The sequence below is a fragment of the Dyella sp. CR10 genome, from assembly GCF_055814425.1.
Window position 1 is genome coordinate 2,615,525 of the sequence record NZ_CP185986.1, and the last position, 16,863, is coordinate 2,632,387.

Below are 16,863 nucleotides of genomic sequence, written 5' to 3' on the forward strand. Positions count from 1 at the left end.
ATCCTCCCGCGCTTGATTCCTCCGAACATCCCCGAGCATGAGCAGTCGCTACAACGCCGCCGACATTGAAGTCCTCTCCGGTCTTGACCCCGTCAAGCGCCGGCCGGGCATGTACACCGACACCAGCCGCCCCAACCACCTGGCGCAGGAAGTCATCGACAACTCGGTGGACGAGGCCCTCGCCGGCCACGCCAGCGCGATCGAAGTGATCGTGCATACCGACGGCTCGGTCCAGGTCAGCGACGACGGCCGCGGCATGCCGGTGGACATCCACCCGGAAGAAGGCATCCCCGGCGTGGAGCTGATCCTCACGCGCCTGCACGCGGGCGGCAAGTTCTCCGGCAAGAACTACAACTTCTCCGGCGGCCTGCACGGCGTGGGCGTGTCGGTGGTCAATGCGCTGTCGAGCCGGGTGGAAGTGACCATCCGCCGCGACGGCAGCGAATACCGCATGGCCTTCGAGCATGGCGACCGCGCCAGCGAGCTGGAAGTGATCGGCAGTGTGCCGAAGAAAAAGACCGGCACCACCGTGCGCTTCTGGCCCGATCCGAAGTACTTCGATTCGCCGAAGATCTCGCTTTCCAAACTGAAGCACCTGCTGCGCGCCAAGGCCGTGCTGTGCGCGGGCCTCAACGTCAAGCTCACCGACGAAGCCACCGGCGAAGTGAGCGAATGGCACTACGAGGACGGCCTGCGCGACTACCTGCGCGGCGAACTCGACGGCGCCGAGGCGTTGCCGGCCGAGCTGTTCGTGCACCACGTGCAGCGCGATACCGAAGGGTTGGACGTGGCACTGGCCTGGCTGCCCGAGGGCGAGCTGGTACAGGAGAGCTACGTCAACCTGATTCCCACCGCGCAGGGCGGCACGCACGTGAACGGCCTGCGCAGCGGCCTGACCAATGCGGTGCGCGAATTCTGCGATATCCGCAACCTGCTGCCGCGCGGCGTGAAGCTCGCGCCGGAAGACGTGTGGGAGCGCCTCGCCTTCGTACTGTCGGCCAAGCTGCAGGACCCGCAGTTCGCCGGCCAGACCAAGGAGCGCCTGTCTTCGCGCAACGCCGCGGCACTGGTCGAAGGCGTGGTGCACGATGCTTTCAGCCTGTGGCTCAACCAGAACGTCGAGCTGGGCGAACGCATCGCCACACTGGCCATCGAGCGCGCCAGCGCGCGCCTGAAGGCGTCCAAGCAGGTCGTGCGCAAGAAAATCACCCAGGGTCCGGCACTGCCCGGCAAGCTGGCCGACTGCACCGCCACGGACCTCAGCCGTACGGAACTCTTTCTGGTGGAAGGTGACTCGGCCGGCGGCAGCGCCAAGCAGGCGCGCGACAAGGAGTTCCAGGCCATCCTTCCGTTGCGCGGCAAGATCCTCAACACCTGGGAAGTCGAATCCGGCTCGGTGCTGGGTTCTGAAGAAGTGCACAACCTTGCCGTCGCGATCGGCTGCGATCCGGGCAAGGACGACCTGAGCGGCCTGCGCTATGGCAAGGTCATCATCCTCGCCGACGCCGACTCCGACGGACTGCACATCGCCACCCTGCTGAGCGCGCTGTTCCTGCGCCATTTCCCTACGCTGGTGCGCGACGGCCACGTGTTCGTGGCGATGCCGCCGCTGTTCCGCGTGGACGTGGGCAAGCAGGTGTTCTACTGCCTGGACGAAAACGAGAAGACCGCCCTCCTTCAACGCATCGAGCGCGAAAAGATGAAGGGCCAGGTCAGCACCACTCGCTTCAAGGGTCTGGGCGAAATGAATCCGGCGCAGCTGCGCGAGTCCACCATCCATCCGGACACGCGCCGCCTGGTGCAGCTCACCGTGGACGACGGCGAAGGCACCACCAAACTGATGGATATGCTGCTGGCCAAAAAGCGCGCCAGCGACCGCAAGGCGTGGCTCGAGGAAAAGGGCGATCTCGCCACGCTCGAAGTCTAGCCTCGCGATGAGGAGACGCTCTGATCTATCCCGCGCATCCGATCTTACGGATGCTGCGGCGGCATTCGGCGCCAAATGATCCGCCGCAGCCCCATCGACCGCGCGAGCGAGCCCCTAGGCAGAGCGCAAGAACAGGTTCTAAGGTAAGCGGCATCGCCCTCCCGGAACCGCCCGCATCATGTTGACGCCGCCGCTCGACCTCAAGCGCTGGATCGACGACCACCGCCACCTGCTCAAGCCGCCGGTGGGCAACAAATGCATCGTCGATGGCGACTTCATCGTGATGATCGTCGGCGGCCCCAACGCGCGCACCGACTATCACTACGACGAAGGCCCGGAGTTCTTCTATCAGCTCGAGGGCGAAATGGTGCTCAAGGTGCAGGACGACGGGGTGGCTCGCGACATCCCGATCCGCGCCGGGGAGATGTTCTACCTGCCGCCCCGCGTGCCGCATTCGCCGCAGCGCATGCCCGATTCCATCGGCCTGGTGATCGAGCGCCGGCGCCTGGCGCAGGAAAAGGACGGCTTGCTGTGGTTCTGCCAACACTGCAATCACAAGCTGTACGAGGAATATTTCACGCTCGAAAGCATCGAGCATGACTTCCCGCCCGTGTTCGAACGCTTCTATCGTTCGAGCCAAGCGCGTACCTGCGAAAAGTGCGGCACCGTTCACCCTGCGCCGGCCAAATACGCCTGACCGGTAGCGAATACCAGCCTATGCGCCGTGGCGCAGCCATTTCTCCGCCATGCGCCGCAGCGATTCGTCCGCCGCGGGATCGGCGGCAAGCTCCGCCACCGGCCTCCAGGCCAGGTCCAGGGATTCTTCGCTGACCACGAAATTTTCGCTGCCGCCGGCGCGCACCACATAGCGCACGTCGTAATGCCAATGACCGGGCTCGGACCCGCGCGCCGGGATCCAATGGCAGTCGATGTCGAACGGCCTCGCATCCACCACCTCCAGCTGCGACAGGCCCGACTCCTCCTCGGCTTCGCGCAGCGCGACGCGGGCGAGATCGGCATCGCCATCGGCATGTCCGCCCAACTGCAGCCAACGCCCCAGCTTGCGATGGTGGGTCAGCAGCACCCGCGCGCCATCGGCGCTGACCAGCCAGGCCCCGCCGGTGAAATGTCCTTCGGCGTGACTGCGCTCGAAAACGGTGGGAGCGGAACGCAGGAAGGCAGCGAACTGCGCAGCGATCTCCTGTTCTTGCGGGTGCCGCGACGCGTAGTCATCGAACAGGGCGAAAAGGGGCTTGGCATCGGCGTGCATGACTTGTGACATAGGAGCTGGACGAAGCCACCATCATAGCTGCGGCGCGACTTGTACCCCTCCCATCCCTCCGCTAAGGTTCTGTGCTTCCGTGCCCAGCGCACCGCCGATGGCGGCGCCACAAGCCTTTACCAGAACGAAAAGCGGACATTCCCGGAGGGGGGAACACATGCTGAAAAATCTTTTTGCGACGACGCAGATTTCGCCTGCGTCCGCCGACCTCCCCGATGGCGGAGCCCACGGCGAGGTCACGCTCAAACGCGCGCTGACGGCGCGGCACCTGGTCATGCTGGGCATCGGCGCCATCATCGGTGCGGGCATTTTCGTGATCACCGGCCAGGCCGCCGCCGAACATGCCGGCCCGGCCATCGTCCTGAGCTTCGTCTTCGCCGGCATCGCCTGCGCGCTGGCCGCGCTGTGTTATGCGGAATTCTCGGCCATGCTGCCCGTCTCCGGCAGCGCCTACTCCTACTCCTACGCCACCCTGGGCGAATACGTCGCCTGGTTCGTCGGCTGGAGCCTGGTACTGGAATATCTGTTCACCGTGGCCACGGTGGCGGCGGGCTGGTCCGGCTACTTCAACAAGTTGCTGGCGCTCATCAGTGGCTGGATCGGCCATGACGTCACGCTGCCGCAGACGCTTGCCGCGGCGCCGTTCACTGTCGTCGACGGCCATATCCAGGCCACCGGCATGCTGATCAACCTGCCCGCGGTGGCGATCATCGCGGCCATCGCCGGCCTGTGCTACGTCGGCATCACCCAGTCGGCCTTCGTCAACTCGATCATCGTGGCGATCAAGGTGACGGTGATCCTGCTGTTCATCGCCTTCGCCACGAAGTACGTGAATCCGGACAACTGGCACCCCTTCATCCCGGCGTCGGAAGGCCCCTCCAAGTACGGCTGGGCCGGCGTGGGCCGTGCCGCCGCCATCGTGTTCTTCTCCTACATCGGCTTCGATGCGGTCTCCACCGCCGCGGCGGAAGCGAAGAACCCGCAGCGCGACATGCCGATCGGCATCATCGGCTCCCTGATCCTCTGCACCATCCTGTACATCATCGTCTCGGGCATCCTCACCGGCATCGCCGATTTCCGCCTGCTGGGCACGCCGGAGCCGGTCTCCACCGCGCTGGACAACTATCCGACCCTCCACTGGCTGCAGATCATCGTGGTGATCGGCGCGGTCACGGGCCTTAGCTCGGTGATCCTGGTGATGCTGATGGGCCAGCCGCGCATCTTCTACTCGATGGCGCGCGACGGCCTGATCCCGCCGCTGTTCGGCCGCATCCACCCGAAGTACCGCACGCCGCACGTCGGCACCGTGGTGGTGGGCGTGCTCGCCGCCGCGCTGGGCGGCCTGTTCAACATCGGCGTGCTCGGCGAGATGGTCGCGATGGGCACCCTGCTGGCCTTCGCCACCGTGTGCGTCGGCGTGCTGGTGCTGCGGTATACCCGCCCCGACCTGCCCCGCGCCTTCCGCGTGCCGGTGCCGTGGATCGTCTGCCCGCTCGGCGCGCTCGCCTGCATGGCGCTGTTCCTGCAATCGTTCCTCGAGCACTGGCGCTGGATGCTTACCTGGATCGCCATCGGCCAGGTGATCTACTTCCTCTACGGCTACTCGCACAGCAAGCTGCGCAAGCCCGCCGCCTGACATACCGATCGAGGGCCGGCTCGCGCCGGCCCTTCCTTTTTATGCAGCCGCCGTCATCGCGGCCCGCCGCTTCACCAGGTTCACGCATGCTCAAGCAGCTCTTCGCCCGCAAGACCGATTTCTCCGATGCCGACGACTGCCACGGTGGTCCGTCCCTGCGCCGTACGCTGGGCAAGTGGGGCATCACCGCCCTGGGCATCGGCGCGGTGATCGGCACGGGCATCTTCGTCGTCACCGGCCAGGCGGCGGCAGAGCACGCGGGCCCGGCGGTGCTGATCTCCTTCATGCTGGCGGCGATCTGCAGCGGCTTCACCGCGCTGTGCTACGCGGAGTTCGCCACCCTCATCCCGATCTCCGGCAGCTCCTATTCCTACGCCTACGCCACCCTGGGCGAACTGGTGGCCTGGTTCATCGGCTGGAACATGGTGCTGGAATACGGCATTTCCGCCTCCGCGGTGGCCGCCAGCTGGACCGGCTATTTCACCAGCCTGCTCGATCACGTCGGCATCCACCTGCCGGTGGCGCTGACCGAGGCGCCGCTCGCGTTCAAGGATGGCCACCTGGTCTCTACCGGGCACCTGATGAATCTGCCGGCAGTAGCGATCGTGCTTGCGCTCACCTGGCTGTGCTACGTCGGCATCCGCGAGTCCTCGGGCCTGAACGTGCTGATGGTGATGCTCAAGGTCGGCCTGATCGTGGTGGTGGTCGTGGCCGGCTATCGCTACATCGATCCGGCCAACTGGCACCCCTTCATTCCCGCCGAGCAGGCACCTGGCAAGTACGGCTGGTCCGGCATCATGCGCGGCGCGGCGATGGTGTTCTTCGCCTACATCGGCTTCGAGGCGACGTCGACCGCGGCACAGGAATGCAAGAATCCGCAGAAGGACCTGCCGTTCGGCACTCTGGTCTCGCTGGTGATCTGCACCGTACTGTACCTGGCGATGGCGGCTGTGCTGACCGGTCTGATCCCCTATACCGAGCTGGGTACCAGCGAGCCGGTGGTGACCGCGATCCGCAACCATCCGGAACTGGGCTGGCTGCGCCTGGTGGTGGAAATCGGCGCGCTGATCGGCCTGTCCTCGGTGATCCTGGTGATGATCATCGCCCAGCCGCGCATCTTCATGATCATGTCGCGCGACGGCCTGCTGCCTCCGGTGTTCAACCGCATCCATCCCAAGCACCGCACGCCGCATCTCAATACGCTGCTCACCGGCGCCGGCATCGCCGTGCTGGCTGCGGTGTTTCCGCTGGACCTGCTGGCCGACCTCACCTCGATGGGCACACTGATAGCGTTCGTCGCGGTGTGCGCCGGCGTGCTGATCCTGCGCTACACCGCGCCGGACCTGCCGCGCCTGTTCCGCGTGCCCGCCGCCTGGTTCGTCTGCACCGCCGGCGTGTTCAGCTGCGTGGCCCTGCTGTCCTTCATGGCCTGGTTCAACTGGCTGCTGATGATCGTGTGGACGGTGATCGGCCTGGCCATTTACTTCGGCTACGGCGTGCGGCATAGCCGCCTTCGCCGCCGCGCCTGAGGCGATCTTCGCCGAACGCCCGTCAATGACGGGCTACAGGGGCAAACATCAGCCTATGGTAGCCAACTGAACAGAACTGCTTCGAAATGCGCAATCGGCCCCGATTTTTGATGCACAGTCACGAATAGTTCCGTAAGTATTTGTTTTTTCTGATTTTAACGAGACTTTTTCGGGAAATTTTTTTCCCCCGGATGCCCCAAACCGCCCTTTGGGGAGTAACATCTGCCGTCCGTGGGTTGATCACTTGGCAGTGGGCCCCGGATTGCCGCCCGGCGCGTCAGGCGGGTCAGCTCCTCGGCCTGACGCGTCTGGGCTGCATCTTCTCTCCGGCATCGTTCGATCGCCGACGACTTCTTCTTTGACGACTCATCGCTCGCGCACGCCGCGGCGCGATGCTGTGCATGACGACCATGAAAAAGGCCGGCGCTGGCGCCGGCCTTGCGAACACGCATCGAAAACGAACGTCAGGCTTTCTTCGGCGAATGCGATACGCACCAGCCCTTCGCGTTCACCGACTTGCCGGGGAACAGCTGACACGGACCGTAGCCGGAAGCGCCACCAGAGTAGAACTGACAGTTGGCGCAGGTATCGCCCGCCTTGCGAGCGGCGTTCTTGGTCGTGCTGGCGTCCTCGACATAACCCAGCGCCTTGGCGGTGGGATCCGACTCGGCCACATGCGGCAGATCGGCGGCACGCGCCAGGCGCGGCAGGCCTCCGATCACCGCGGCGGCGGTAGCGGTGCCAGCGGCGATCTTGAGGAAACGACGGCGCGATTCGAGATCTTTTTCTTGGGACATTGGCAAAACCTCCGTCATGGGGACTATCCGCCAGCATGGCGGAACCGCGGCGATGTTACGCCGACCGCGAAACCCACCATGAGAATGGCTCGCATTCGGAACCTGGCCGGTCAGCCCGGCTTCCAAAAGGCGAGCTGAACCGCCGTGCTATAGTCCCCTGCCATTTGGACGTCCATATCGCATGAGCCAGGTCCTTCCCGCGACGATTCCCCCCGCGCTGTTCGCCGAACGCGCCGATGCCATCGCCGATGCCGCGCGCGAGCTCGCGCTCGCCGGCTGGACGCCCGCCACCAGCAGCAATTTCTCCATGCGCGTGGATGCCGATCACGCGGCCATCACCATCTCCGGTCGCGACAAGGGCAAGCTCGGACGCGACGACATCATGCTGATCGACATGCAGGGCAAGGCGGTAGGTACCGAGGCGCGCCCGAGCGCGGAGACCGAGCTGCACACGCAGATCTATAGGCGCTTTCCCGACATGACTGCGGTACTGCATACGCATTCGCGCACGCAGAGCGTCGCCTCGCGCCTGTTCTCCAAGGACGGCGTGGTGCGCCTGAAGGGCTGGGAACTGCAGAAGGCCATCGCCGGCCAGACTACGCACGATGCCGAGCTGCTCATTCCCGTCTTCCCCAACACCCAGCACATGCCCGAGCTGGTCGCCAAGGTGGATGCCTGGCTCGATGCCGGCAAGCCGCTGCACGCCTACTTGATCGACGGGCATGGCATCTACACCTGGGGACGTGGCATGGCCGAAACCCGCCGCCACCTCGAAGCCCTGGAATTCCTCCTGGGCTGCGAATTGGATCTGAGGAGACTGTCCGCATGAGCCGCCTGCGCATTTTCGACGACCAGCGCCCCGACACGCCGCTTTCCGTCCACCACGAGCACGCTGCGATCGCGCACGAGCTGAAGCGAGTGGGCGTACGTTTCGAGCAATGGGAAGCCGGCCAGCCGATCGCTCCTGGCGCCAGCCAGGAAGAAGTCATCGCTGCCTACCGTGCCGACATCGACCGTCTGATGCGCGAAGAGGGCTACCAGGCCGTCGATGTGATCAGTCTCAAGCCCGATCACCCGGATCGGGCCGCGCTGCGCCAGAAATTCCTCAGCGAGCACACGCACAGCGAGGACGAGGTGCGCTTCTTCGTCGCCGGCGCGGGACAGTTCACCCTTCACATCGACGGCAAGGTCTATGACGTGCTGTGCGAGCAGGGCGATCTGATCGGCGTGCCGGACGGCACCCGCCACTGGTTCGACATGAGCGAGGCGCCCTACTTCGTGGCCATCCGACTGTTCACCAACAAGGAAGGCTGGGTCGCCAATTTCACCGGCGAAGACATCGCCGTGCGCTTCCCGCGCATGCTTCCGCACGGCTCGGCCCACACCGCGGCCTGATCCCCGTCGCCGCCGGCCCAGGGCCGGCGGCATCTGCGCGGTATGAAGCCGTGCCAGCTCGCCCTCGGGCTTCCGCCGCCTCCTGCCCCACCTGCCCGTAGGCGCGCAGGTGCCGCACGGCTAAGCTTGGCTTCCCCTGCATCACGGCTACCCGCATGACCGCCATCCGCGCCATCGTCACCGATATCGAGGGCACCACCAGCTCGATCAGCTTCGTCAAGGACGTGCTGTTTCCCTACGCACGCAAGCGCCTGCCGGCCTACGTGGAAACTCACGTCGATCGCCCGGAAGTGCAGCACTGGCTGCACGAAGCGGCCAAAGAAGCCGGCCTGGTCGAGGCCAGCCGCCAGGAGATCATCGAACTGCTACTGCGCTGGATCGACGAAGACCGCAAATCCACGCCGCTCAAGGCGCTGCAGGGCATGATCTGGCAGGAAGGCTATGCGGCAGGCGAATACACCGCCCACGTCTACCCGGAAGTGGCCGCGCGCCTGAAGGCTTGGCGCGGCGAAGGGCTGCACCTGTACGTGTACTCCTCCGGTTCCGTGCCGGCGCAGAAACTGTTCTTCCGCTACAGCGACGCCGGCGACCTGACGCCGCTGTTCGCCGGCTACTTCGATACCGAAACCGGCCCCAAGCGCGAGCGCGCCTCCTACGAAAAGATCGCCGAAGCGATCGGCGAGCTGCCGCAGCACCTGCTGTTCCTGTCCGATATTCCGGAAGAACTGGACGCCGCCAAGGCCGCGGGTTTCCAGACCGCCTGGCTGCTGCGCGCGCCGCTGGAGATGCCGGCCCAACCGCGCCATCCGGCCTATCCGGATTTCGACGCCATCGTTCCCTGAAGAGCCACCCCGGCCACCGCCATGCGCATCGCCCTCACCGCTCTGCTCGCCTTCGCTGCGGGCGTGCTGCTGACCCTGCTGCTTCATCGGACGGCAGGCCCCATCGGCGTCGCTGCCCACGCCGCGCCACCGGTGGCCACCTCCGTGCCTGCACCAGCCGCCTCAGCGGGCGAGCTGGCCGAAGAAGACGCGCCGGCCGATGACCCATCCGACCGCTGGCCCCAGCAAGGTCCCACGCCGGAGCAGGTCGCCTATGCGCAGCCGCGCCTGCTTCGCGACGCCATCGCCAAACTGGGCCCCCGCGTGGCGGGACGGCCCAATCTCTATCTCGTCGCCTTCGCCGGCGATGGAGCGGAAGACGTGTTCCGCAACGAGGCCGAGTATGCCGGCAAGCTGTTCGCCGACCGTTTCGGCGCCACGGTGCACCCCTTGGTGCTGGCCAATCATCCCGCCACGCTCCAGACCCGCCCGCTGGCGACCTGGAGCAACCTGGAGAGCGCCCTGGATGCCCTCTCGGGCGTGATGAAGAAGGACGAGGACATCCTCGTGCTCTATCTCACCTCACATGGCGATCCGGCGCACAACCTGCTGGTCGATCTCGATCCGCTGCCGCTGGACCAGATCGGTGCGCCCGATCTGGCCGACATCCTCGACAAGCATGCTTTCAAATGGAAAGTGGTGGTGGTGAACGCCTGCTATTCGGGCGGCTTCCTGCCGCCGCTGAAGGGCCCCGGCACCCTGGTGCTCACCGCGGCGCGTACCGACCGTAGTTCGTTCGGCTGCGGCAGCGACTCCGACATCACCTATTTCGGTCGCGCCTGGCTGGTCGATGCGCTGAACCGCACGCCGGATTTCATCGATGCCTTCAAACAAGCCCGCGGCGAGATCGCGCAGTGGGAACAGCGCGACCAGCTCACCCCGTCCGAACCGCAGATCGACGCCGGCACCGGCATCGCCGATCAGCTCGCGCGCTGGCGCGCGCACGTGACGCCGGGCCCCGTTGTCGCCTTCCGGCCACCGGTCCCGGCTGCCGAGCCGGCCAGCCACCGCTGACCGACTCGCCCTGGCACCTCAGAAGTTCCAGCGCGCGCCCAGGTTGATGCCCCAGCCGCGCACACCGGCGCTGCCGATCTCCTTCTGGTAATCGGCCTCGCCGTAGAACGACCACTGCCGGCCCAGCGAATACGTACCGCCCACACCCAGCTCCACCGCCTGGCCGTACGCGCCGCCAAGGAAGGTCTGGCCCAGCGCAGGCGTGGCGTCGGCAGCCACCGTCACCCGCGCCCGCCCGCCCCAGCCCTTGATGTAGTTCAGACGCAGATACGGCGTGGCGAAACGGTCGCCACCGCGGTCCCAGGTGCGAGTAAGGCGCACGCCGAGGCGGCCCACGGTCTGGTCGTAGTCGTTGTAGCTCACGCGAGTACCGTCGCGGTCCACCAGCGTGTCCACGCGCTGATGCAGGCGCGCCAGCTGCAGCTGCGGCTCGATCATGTAGCCGCTGTCCAGGCGCCACGGATAGCCGGTTTCCACCGACGCGGTCCAGCCGGTCGCGCGCAGCCGGCCGATGTCCTGCATGCGCGCGACGTCCACGTCGCCCTGGTGCCGCTCGCCGGAAACCACGCCATCCACATAGAAGCCGTTGACGTGCTGCCAGGTGAGGAAAGCGGCGATGCTGTTGCTGTAGAACTTGGTGCGGCTGTAGCCGTCCGCCGCCTTCGGCTCCAGGCGCGTGCGCCCGTGCGTGTACGCCACGCCGGCGCGCATGGCCGATTTCTCGCTGTCGATATTCAGGATGTTCGCGCCGATCTGCAGCGCGCTCACATGCTGGTCGTAGTCGTAGCCGAAGCGGTTGAAGCTCACATCGGTGTGATAGGTGTAATCGCCGCCGATGTAGCGCGCGAACGCTTCGCCGCCAAGCCCGTCGTCCGGCACCGACTCGTGCCGGATCTCGCCCAGCCGCTTGTGCAGGTTATCGAGCATGCGAAAGCCGTACGCAGCCAGCGCGCCCGGCGCGGAGATGTAGGCCGGCACCTGCGGCGTCACCGCCGGCCGGCCCGGCGCGCACCGATCGATGCCGTTCACGACGCAGCCGTCGTCCGGCATCTGGGTGGGCGCCGGCGGCACCGCCTCCGACACCACAGGCGGCTGCGGCGCGGGTGGTTCGCCCGGTGGCGGCACGGGTTCGGGATGGGCCGTGTTCACCGGCGTGCAATCGCTCTGGCACACATAAATGTTCGCCAGCCGGTAATCCCAGAACTGATTGCCGCTGCCCGCCACCACGCGCTGCGATGCCGCGCTGGAGCCAGGCTGGAACGCATACAGGCCGTACTGCCACGGTCCGGCGGAGAGATAGCCGCCCGCCAATCGGAAAGCATCCGCGGTGGAACTGCCGGCCACCTGCACGATCGAGATGCCCTCGTTCGCATCCACCGCGCTGTTGTGGTTGAAATCCGTCAGCGCGCCGGTGCTGGCGGCGGACGGCGTCACGTGCAGGATGGTCGGGCCGCCCGGCAGCGAGACATTGCCCTGCACCAGCAGGCGATCGGTGAACTGTCCGCTCAGGGCGCCGCCGAAGTTGAGCGTACTGATCATGTCGACGCGTCCGGCCTGCGACAGGTAATCGCCATCGATGGCCAGGCTGTTGCCGGGCGAACCCGTGCCATTGGTCAGATCGACGAGCCCGGCGTTGGTGACCTGCACGCTGCCGGGCGAACCGCCGGCGATGACCGGATGCACGTTGTCGCCCGCGTAGAGCGTGGAACCGGCATCGATGTTCACTGCGCTATGCGACAGCTTCAGGTTATCGGTGAGCGTGAACCGCGTGCCGGTGAAATTGATCGTGCTCCATCCCGTGCCCAGGTTCACCCCTTTGCCGAGATCGTCCGCGGCGAAAGAGCCGCCCCGCGACTGGACGCTGTCCAGCGTCAGCGTATTGCCGGCGCCGGTGCCCGCGGCCAGGTGATAAGTGCTGGACAGGTCCACGCCTTTCACCAGCGCCTGATTGCTGGCTCCGTTTCCCATGCTCAAGCTGCCGTTGAGCGTGCCGGCGGTCCAGCTGAACTGGTCGCTGCCGTCGCCGGTAGCGATGTCGCCTTGCACGGAACCACCCGCCAGCGCGACGACATCGTTGCCGGCGCTGCCGCGCAAGGCGGGCCCCGTCGCGCTGCCGGCCTGGATCGTGCCGGTATTGCTGAAGCGCGTGCCGCTGCCGTTGGACAGATCCACCACCGGCGCCGCGGTGCTGGCGGAAATCAGCTTGCCGGTGTTGGTCGTGCTCGATGTCGTTCCTGCCACCAGCGCGGAGCCGCCGGAAGCACCGGTCACGTTTACGGTAGCCGCCGTGGTCACCGCGCCGGCGGTCAGTGCCTGGATGCCCGTGGCGCCCGCGCCATTCGCGTTGATCGCATAGTTCTGACTGAGATCCAGCGCGCCGCTGGCGACGGAACCGTCCGCGTTGCGGAACGCGAAACCGGTGCCTGCGCCGGCGACATTCACAGTGACGGTCGATGCCGGATCCAGCGCCGTGGCCGTGCGGATGCCCGCACCGTTGCCGGCGTTGATGGTCACACCCTTGAGCGACACCGCACCGATCTCCGCCGCATTCTCGATGCCGTTGCCGCTGCCATCGGCGGTCAACGTGGCGTTGGCGACGGTCAGCGACGACGCCCCCGTGTCCAGCAGGACGGCATGCGCGCTGCCATGCGCGATCACGCTGCCGCCCTGCCCGTCAATGCTGGTCTGCGCGCCATTGAGCAGGCGGATGCCAGCCACGCCATTATCCACCGTGACCGCACCCAGCCCCGCGATCAGCGACTGCGCGCCTTCGGCGCGAATGCCGGTGCCATCGGCGACATGGATGCTGCCGGTGTTGGTGAGCGTGCCGTACCCTTGCAGCCACACACCGGTGCTGCCCGCACCGGTCAGATCGACCGTGCCGGCATTCGACACTGCGCCCTGGTTCTTCGCGACGAAACCCACCGCGTTGGCACCAGCGCCGCTGACCGCGCCACTGCTGGTCAGCGTGGTGGCCACCGGCGCGCCGACGGCATTGCCCGAGATATCGGTCTTCTGCCCGTCGACGATGCCGCCGATGCTGCCGGTACCGCTGAGGTTGACGCTCGAACCGGCGCTCAGCGTGCCGGTCGCGCCGCCATCAAGTTCGAGGCCCGACGCACCGGCGCCGCTCACATTGAAGAGGGCCGTCCCGGTGGTCACCGTGGTGCCCGCGCCCGAACCGGTAATGCCGCGCGCTCCGGCGCCAGACGACGTCAGCGCCGGCGAACCGCTGAGGCTCAAGGCCGCGCCGTCGTCGATCCGGTAGATGGTTGCGTTCGCCGTGCCGGCGTCGATGGCGCTGGCCGAGCTGTTGATCTTCGCGCCGGCACCGAGCGCATGGAATGCGATCTGGTCCGTACTGGAGAACACCGGCAGCGCGCTCGCCGATACATTCACCGTGCCGGCATTCACCGCTTCGGCGCCGACGGCGCCCACGCCGTTCATCTGCACCTTGGCACCGTCCTGCAGGTTCACCACGGCCTTGGCGCCGGTAGCGATCACCCCACGCGTGCGATCGGCCACGCTGCCGCCGTTGACCGCGATCGTTCCGATGGTGTTCGCGGTCGTCGCGGCGTTGCCGCTGCTGCCGTCGACCACGATACCGGTGCCACCGTCCTGCACCGCGATATTGCCGCTGTTGGTGGCCGTAGCGCCCGACTCCACCCGGATGCCGGTGGCATGCGCGCCGGTGAAGGTGATGTTGCCCGTATTGGTGAGCTTGGCGCTGTTGCGTGCGATGTAGCCGGTCAGGGAGGCCTGGCTTTCGGTCAGTGTCGCGGCGGTGGTGAGCGACGTGCTTCCGACGGGCGAGCCCGTGGCCGCACCGGTCAGGCTGTGCTTCTGGCCGTCGGCGATACCCGCCACCGAACCCGTGCCCGACAAATGCATGCTCGTAGCCGCATCGATATTGCCCACCGCACCGCCTTCGATGACCACCCCTGTCGCGCCCGCACCGGTGACCTGGATCTGCGCGTCCTTCGTATTCACCACCGATGGCGCGCCCGAGCCGAGCACGGTCTGCGCGTTGGCGCCGGACGCGGTGAGGCTCAACCCCGTGCCATCGAAAGTGGCGCCGTTCTCGACGCGGAACAGCGTGGAGCCGTCGGTGGTCACGTTGAGCGAAGTGCTGGCGACATTGATCTTCGCGTTCGTGCCGTAGGCGAAGAACGCGATCTGCTTGGTGCCGCTGGCAAAGGTCGGTTCGGCGCCGGCCAGCACGTCGACCGTGGCGCGCCCGCGCGCATGGATGCCGATGGCGCCATCGCCCAGCAGATTCACCGGACCGCTGACATTGGCCGTCGCCGTGCCCGATGCCTGCCCTTCCACCCACACGCCGAAGTTGCGCGTGCCGCTGCCCGGATCGGCGCCGCCGGCCACATTGATGGTGCCGCTGGAGCTGGCTGTCGATGCGCTGGCGTTGGTGCTGAGCACCTTGATGCCCACGCCGTTCACGCCATTGAGATTGATGGTGCTGGTATTGCTGATACCGCCGCCGGCACCGGCGTTGGTAACCAGGATGCCGTCGTTCTCGCGCGGCACCGTAGTGGCCTTGCCGTTGATGTTGATGGTGCCGCTGTTGGTCACCGTGGCGTTGGGCGCGTTGGCGACCACGATGCCGGCCGCGTTCTGGGTGCGGCTGCCGATGGTGATGTTGCCCTGGTTGTTCGCCGTGGCGTTGCCGTTGACCGTGATGCCTGCGGTGAGCGTACCCTGGTTCACCGCTACGTCGGCCGGCGCGGTGCCCGCGCTGGTCTGCGGCCCGCGGCCGATGTAGATCGTGCCGGTGCTCGTATTTGTGAATTGCCCGGTGCCGTCGGCCAGCAGCACGCCGGTCATGGAACCGTTGGATTTGTTGCCGGTCACGCCGACATTGATGATGCCGGTGTTGTTGGCATTGCTGTTGCCGTTGAGCCGAATGCCGGCCGAAGCCCCAGCGCCATTGGTCGCGCCCGTAGCAAGGTTGATGATGCCGTTGTTGGTGAACGCGCTGGCGGCGGCCAGGTCCACCACGTTGGAACCGTAAGCGCCATCGACTGTGCTGCCGTTGGGGTTGAGAAAGAAATTGCCGTTGATCACGCCGTTGTTCGTACCCGAGCTGCTGCCGGTGATGAACATCGCCGTGCCGTCGCCGCTGGTGTGGGTCGTCGCCAGGGTGCCGTTGTTGGTCAGCGTGCCGCCGCTTTCGGCACGCATCGCGCCGCCGTTCGCGTTGGACACCTCCAGCTTGCCGCCGGCATCGACGGTCGCCGTGCCATTGTTGCCGATCGCATGCATCACCACGCGCAGGCCGATCGGCTGATAGATATCGTCCGCTGTATTCGTCACCGCCATGCTGTAGCTGATGGTCTGCGTCGACGAGGTATAGGCCTTGGCGAACTCGTTGCTGTACTGCGTCGGATCCAGGTTGCCAGCGCGGATCTGCCCGATCAGCCAGTCGTTATAGGTGCGCAGGTCGCTGTCGTTGTTGACCGTCTGCGCATTCGTCTTGCCGTCCAGCGTGGTCACGCTGAACGAGCCGCCGTACTGCGAGACGTAGGTGACGGAATACGTCTGCGGCTGAGAGGGGCTGGCAACGTCCCCGACGAACGAAATACGGTTGGCGGACTGCCAATGCAGCGCGCTGGCGGCGCTGGCGCTGCCGTCGGCATAGAACAGCGAAGACTGCTTCAACGCCATGGTCCAGCCGTTGGTACTGGCCGTGGAAGCCGCACCGGCGGTGCCGATATTGACGTTGATCGTGCCGCCGGTGGAGTTCACGGTGCCGACGCGGGCATCGATGTATTGAGCACTGCCCACTTCGACGTCGTTCGGTACCGTCGTGCTGGCGTCCACCGGAGACAGCGGCGTCAGATTGCCGGTCGCGTAAGTCGATACCACGCGGGTGCCACCGGTAATCGGGTCCGGCACGGTGACGCCGAAGTTCTGCGTGCCCGGATTGAGCCGGGCTGCGCCGATCCACTGTGCGCCGCCGACGATCAGGCCGCCCGTATTCAGGCTGCCCAGCGTGACGCTGCGCGCGCCGCTGTCGCCGGCGAGAAACTGCTGCGGACCGGTAAAGGTCAAGGTGGCACCGGCCGCAGCGGCACCACCGGTGCCCACATATTGCTGTCCGACCTTGTTGTCGTTGACGGTGGGATCGTAGACCCCGAGCGTCACCGATTGCGCCAGGCTCGTGCCGGCCAGTGCGAAAGAAATGACCGGAACGGCCAGTTGCGCGAGAGGACTGCGCCGCGGGCTCCGCCCCTGGCGTCCACGCCGCACCGCCAGTTCGGAAGCCACTACCCATACGCCGCGCGCGACACTCCACACCACCCGGTAGATCGTGTTCATGCAGCCCTCTTTCGATGTCCCGGCGGCGAACTGCCGCCGAGGGCCCGTCGCGGGCCCCAGCCCCAATCA

Annotated in this window: 11 protein-coding genes; 8 read left to right on the forward strand and 3 right to left on the reverse strand. The window is 66.4% G+C overall.

The features are described 5' to 3' along the window. Positions 1-37 precede the first annotated feature (37 nt). Together parE and ACNR9O_RS11830 are read left to right on the forward strand one after the other, a co-directional pair. Positions 38-1,927, forward strand: a complete 1,890-nt coding sequence (gene parE, locus ACNR9O_RS11825) for a DNA topoisomerase IV subunit B (RefSeq protein WP_473680296.1) — start codon at positions 38-40, stop codon at positions 1,925-1,927. 178 nt (positions 1,928-2,105) lie between these two features. Beyond that, complete coding sequence (locus ACNR9O_RS11830; RefSeq protein WP_473680294.1) at positions 2,106-2,624, forward strand: 3-hydroxyanthranilate 3,4-dioxygenase; 519 nt, start codon at positions 2,106-2,108, stop codon at positions 2,622-2,624. Positions 2,625-2,642: 18 nt separating this feature from the next. On the opposite strand, the gene ACNR9O_RS11835 is transcribed toward ACNR9O_RS11830, so the two are convergent. Continuing rightward, on the reverse strand, positions 2,643-3,209 hold the full coding sequence (locus tag ACNR9O_RS11835) for an NUDIX hydrolase (protein WP_473680292.1): 567 nt from the start codon (positions 3,207-3,209) through the stop codon (positions 2,643-2,645). Between the two features lie 157 nt (positions 3,210-3,366). Here ACNR9O_RS11835 and ACNR9O_RS11840 point away from each other — a divergent pair, with 157 nt between their 5' ends. Further along, a complete protein-coding gene (locus ACNR9O_RS11840; protein WP_473680290.1) occupies positions 3,367-4,845 on the forward strand; it encodes an amino acid permease in 1,479 nt (492 codons plus the stop codon). Between the two features lie 86 nt (positions 4,846-4,931). After that, positions 4,932-6,374 carry an amino acid permease gene (locus ACNR9O_RS11845; protein WP_473680288.1) on the forward strand — a complete coding sequence of 481 codons (1,443 nt, stop codon included), beginning with the start codon at positions 4,932-4,934 and terminating at the stop codon, positions 6,372-6,374. 464 nt (positions 6,375-6,838) lie between these two features. Here the strand turns inward: ACNR9O_RS11845 and ACNR9O_RS11850 are convergent, their stop codons facing one another. Then, the gene (locus ACNR9O_RS11850; RefSeq protein WP_473680286.1) at positions 6,839-7,171 is read right to left on the reverse strand and encodes a high-potential iron-sulfur protein; all 333 of its coding nucleotides are present in this window, start codon (positions 7,169-7,171) and stop codon (positions 6,839-6,841) included. A 181-nt stretch (positions 7,172-7,352) separates the two neighbouring features. Here ACNR9O_RS11850 and ACNR9O_RS11855 point away from each other — a divergent pair, with 181 nt between their 5' ends. From ACNR9O_RS11855 to ACNR9O_RS11870, 4 genes are all read left to right on the forward strand, one after another. Beyond that, complete coding sequence (locus ACNR9O_RS11855; protein WP_473680284.1) at positions 7,353-8,000, forward strand: methylthioribulose 1-phosphate dehydratase; 648 nt, start codon at positions 7,353-7,355, stop codon at positions 7,998-8,000. Further along, on the forward strand, positions 7,997-8,566 hold the full coding sequence (locus tag ACNR9O_RS11860; RefSeq protein WP_473680282.1) for a 1,2-dihydroxy-3-keto-5-methylthiopentene dioxygenase: 570 nt from the start codon (positions 7,997-7,999) through the stop codon (positions 8,564-8,566). Before ACNR9O_RS11855 ends, ACNR9O_RS11860 begins: the two co-directional genes overlap by 4 nt. Positions 8,567-8,721: 155 nt before the next feature. Next, a complete protein-coding gene (gene mtnC / locus ACNR9O_RS11865) occupies positions 8,722-9,408 on the forward strand; it encodes an acireductone synthase (RefSeq protein ID WP_473680280.1) in 687 nt (228 codons plus the stop codon). A 21-nt stretch (positions 9,409-9,429) separates the two neighbouring features. Beyond that, on the forward strand, positions 9,430-10,461 hold the full coding sequence (locus ACNR9O_RS11870; protein WP_473680278.1) for a C13 family peptidase: 1,032 nt from the start codon (positions 9,430-9,432) through the stop codon (positions 10,459-10,461). An 18-nt stretch (positions 10,462-10,479) separates the two neighbouring features. Here the strand turns inward: ACNR9O_RS11870 and ACNR9O_RS11875 are convergent, their stop codons facing one another. Next, positions 10,480-16,794 (reverse strand): autotransporter outer membrane beta-barrel domain-containing protein, encoded by a 6,315-nt coding sequence (locus ACNR9O_RS11875; RefSeq protein ID WP_473680276.1) that lies wholly within the window; start codon positions 16,792-16,794, stop codon positions 10,480-10,482. Positions 16,795-16,863: the final 69 nt, after the last annotated feature.

Coding starts and splice junctions, on each gene's coding strand:
- parE (WP_473680296.1), top strand. CDS start 38: ATGAGCAGTCGCTACAACGCCGCCGACATTGAAGTCCTCTCCGGTCTT.
- ACNR9O_RS11830 (WP_473680294.1), top strand. CDS start 2,106: ATGTTGACGCCGCCGCTCGACCTCAAGCGCTGGATCGACGACCACCGC.
- ACNR9O_RS11835 (WP_473680292.1), bottom strand. CDS start 3,209: ATGTCACAAGTCATGCACGCCGATGCCAAGCCCCTTTTCGCCCTGTTC.
- ACNR9O_RS11840 (WP_473680290.1), top strand. CDS start 3,367: ATGCTGAAAAATCTTTTTGCGACGACGCAGATTTCGCCTGCGTCCGCC.
- ACNR9O_RS11845 (WP_473680288.1), top strand. CDS start 4,932: ATGCTCAAGCAGCTCTTCGCCCGCAAGACCGATTTCTCCGATGCCGAC.
- ACNR9O_RS11850 (WP_473680286.1), bottom strand. CDS start 7,171: ATGTCCCAAGAAAAAGATCTCGAATCGCGCCGTCGTTTCCTCAAGATC.
- ACNR9O_RS11855 (WP_473680284.1), top strand. CDS start 7,353: ATGAGCCAGGTCCTTCCCGCGACGATTCCCCCCGCGCTGTTCGCCGAA.
- ACNR9O_RS11860 (WP_473680282.1), top strand. CDS start 7,997: ATGAGCCGCCTGCGCATTTTCGACGACCAGCGCCCCGACACGCCGCTT.
- mtnC (WP_473680280.1), top strand. CDS start 8,722: ATGACCGCCATCCGCGCCATCGTCACCGATATCGAGGGCACCACCAGC.
- ACNR9O_RS11870 (WP_473680278.1), top strand. CDS start 9,430: ATGCGCATCGCCCTCACCGCTCTGCTCGCCTTCGCTGCGGGCGTGCTG.
- ACNR9O_RS11875 (WP_473680276.1), bottom strand. CDS start 16,794: ATGAACACGATCTACCGGGTGGTGTGGAGTGTCGCGCGCGGCGTATGG.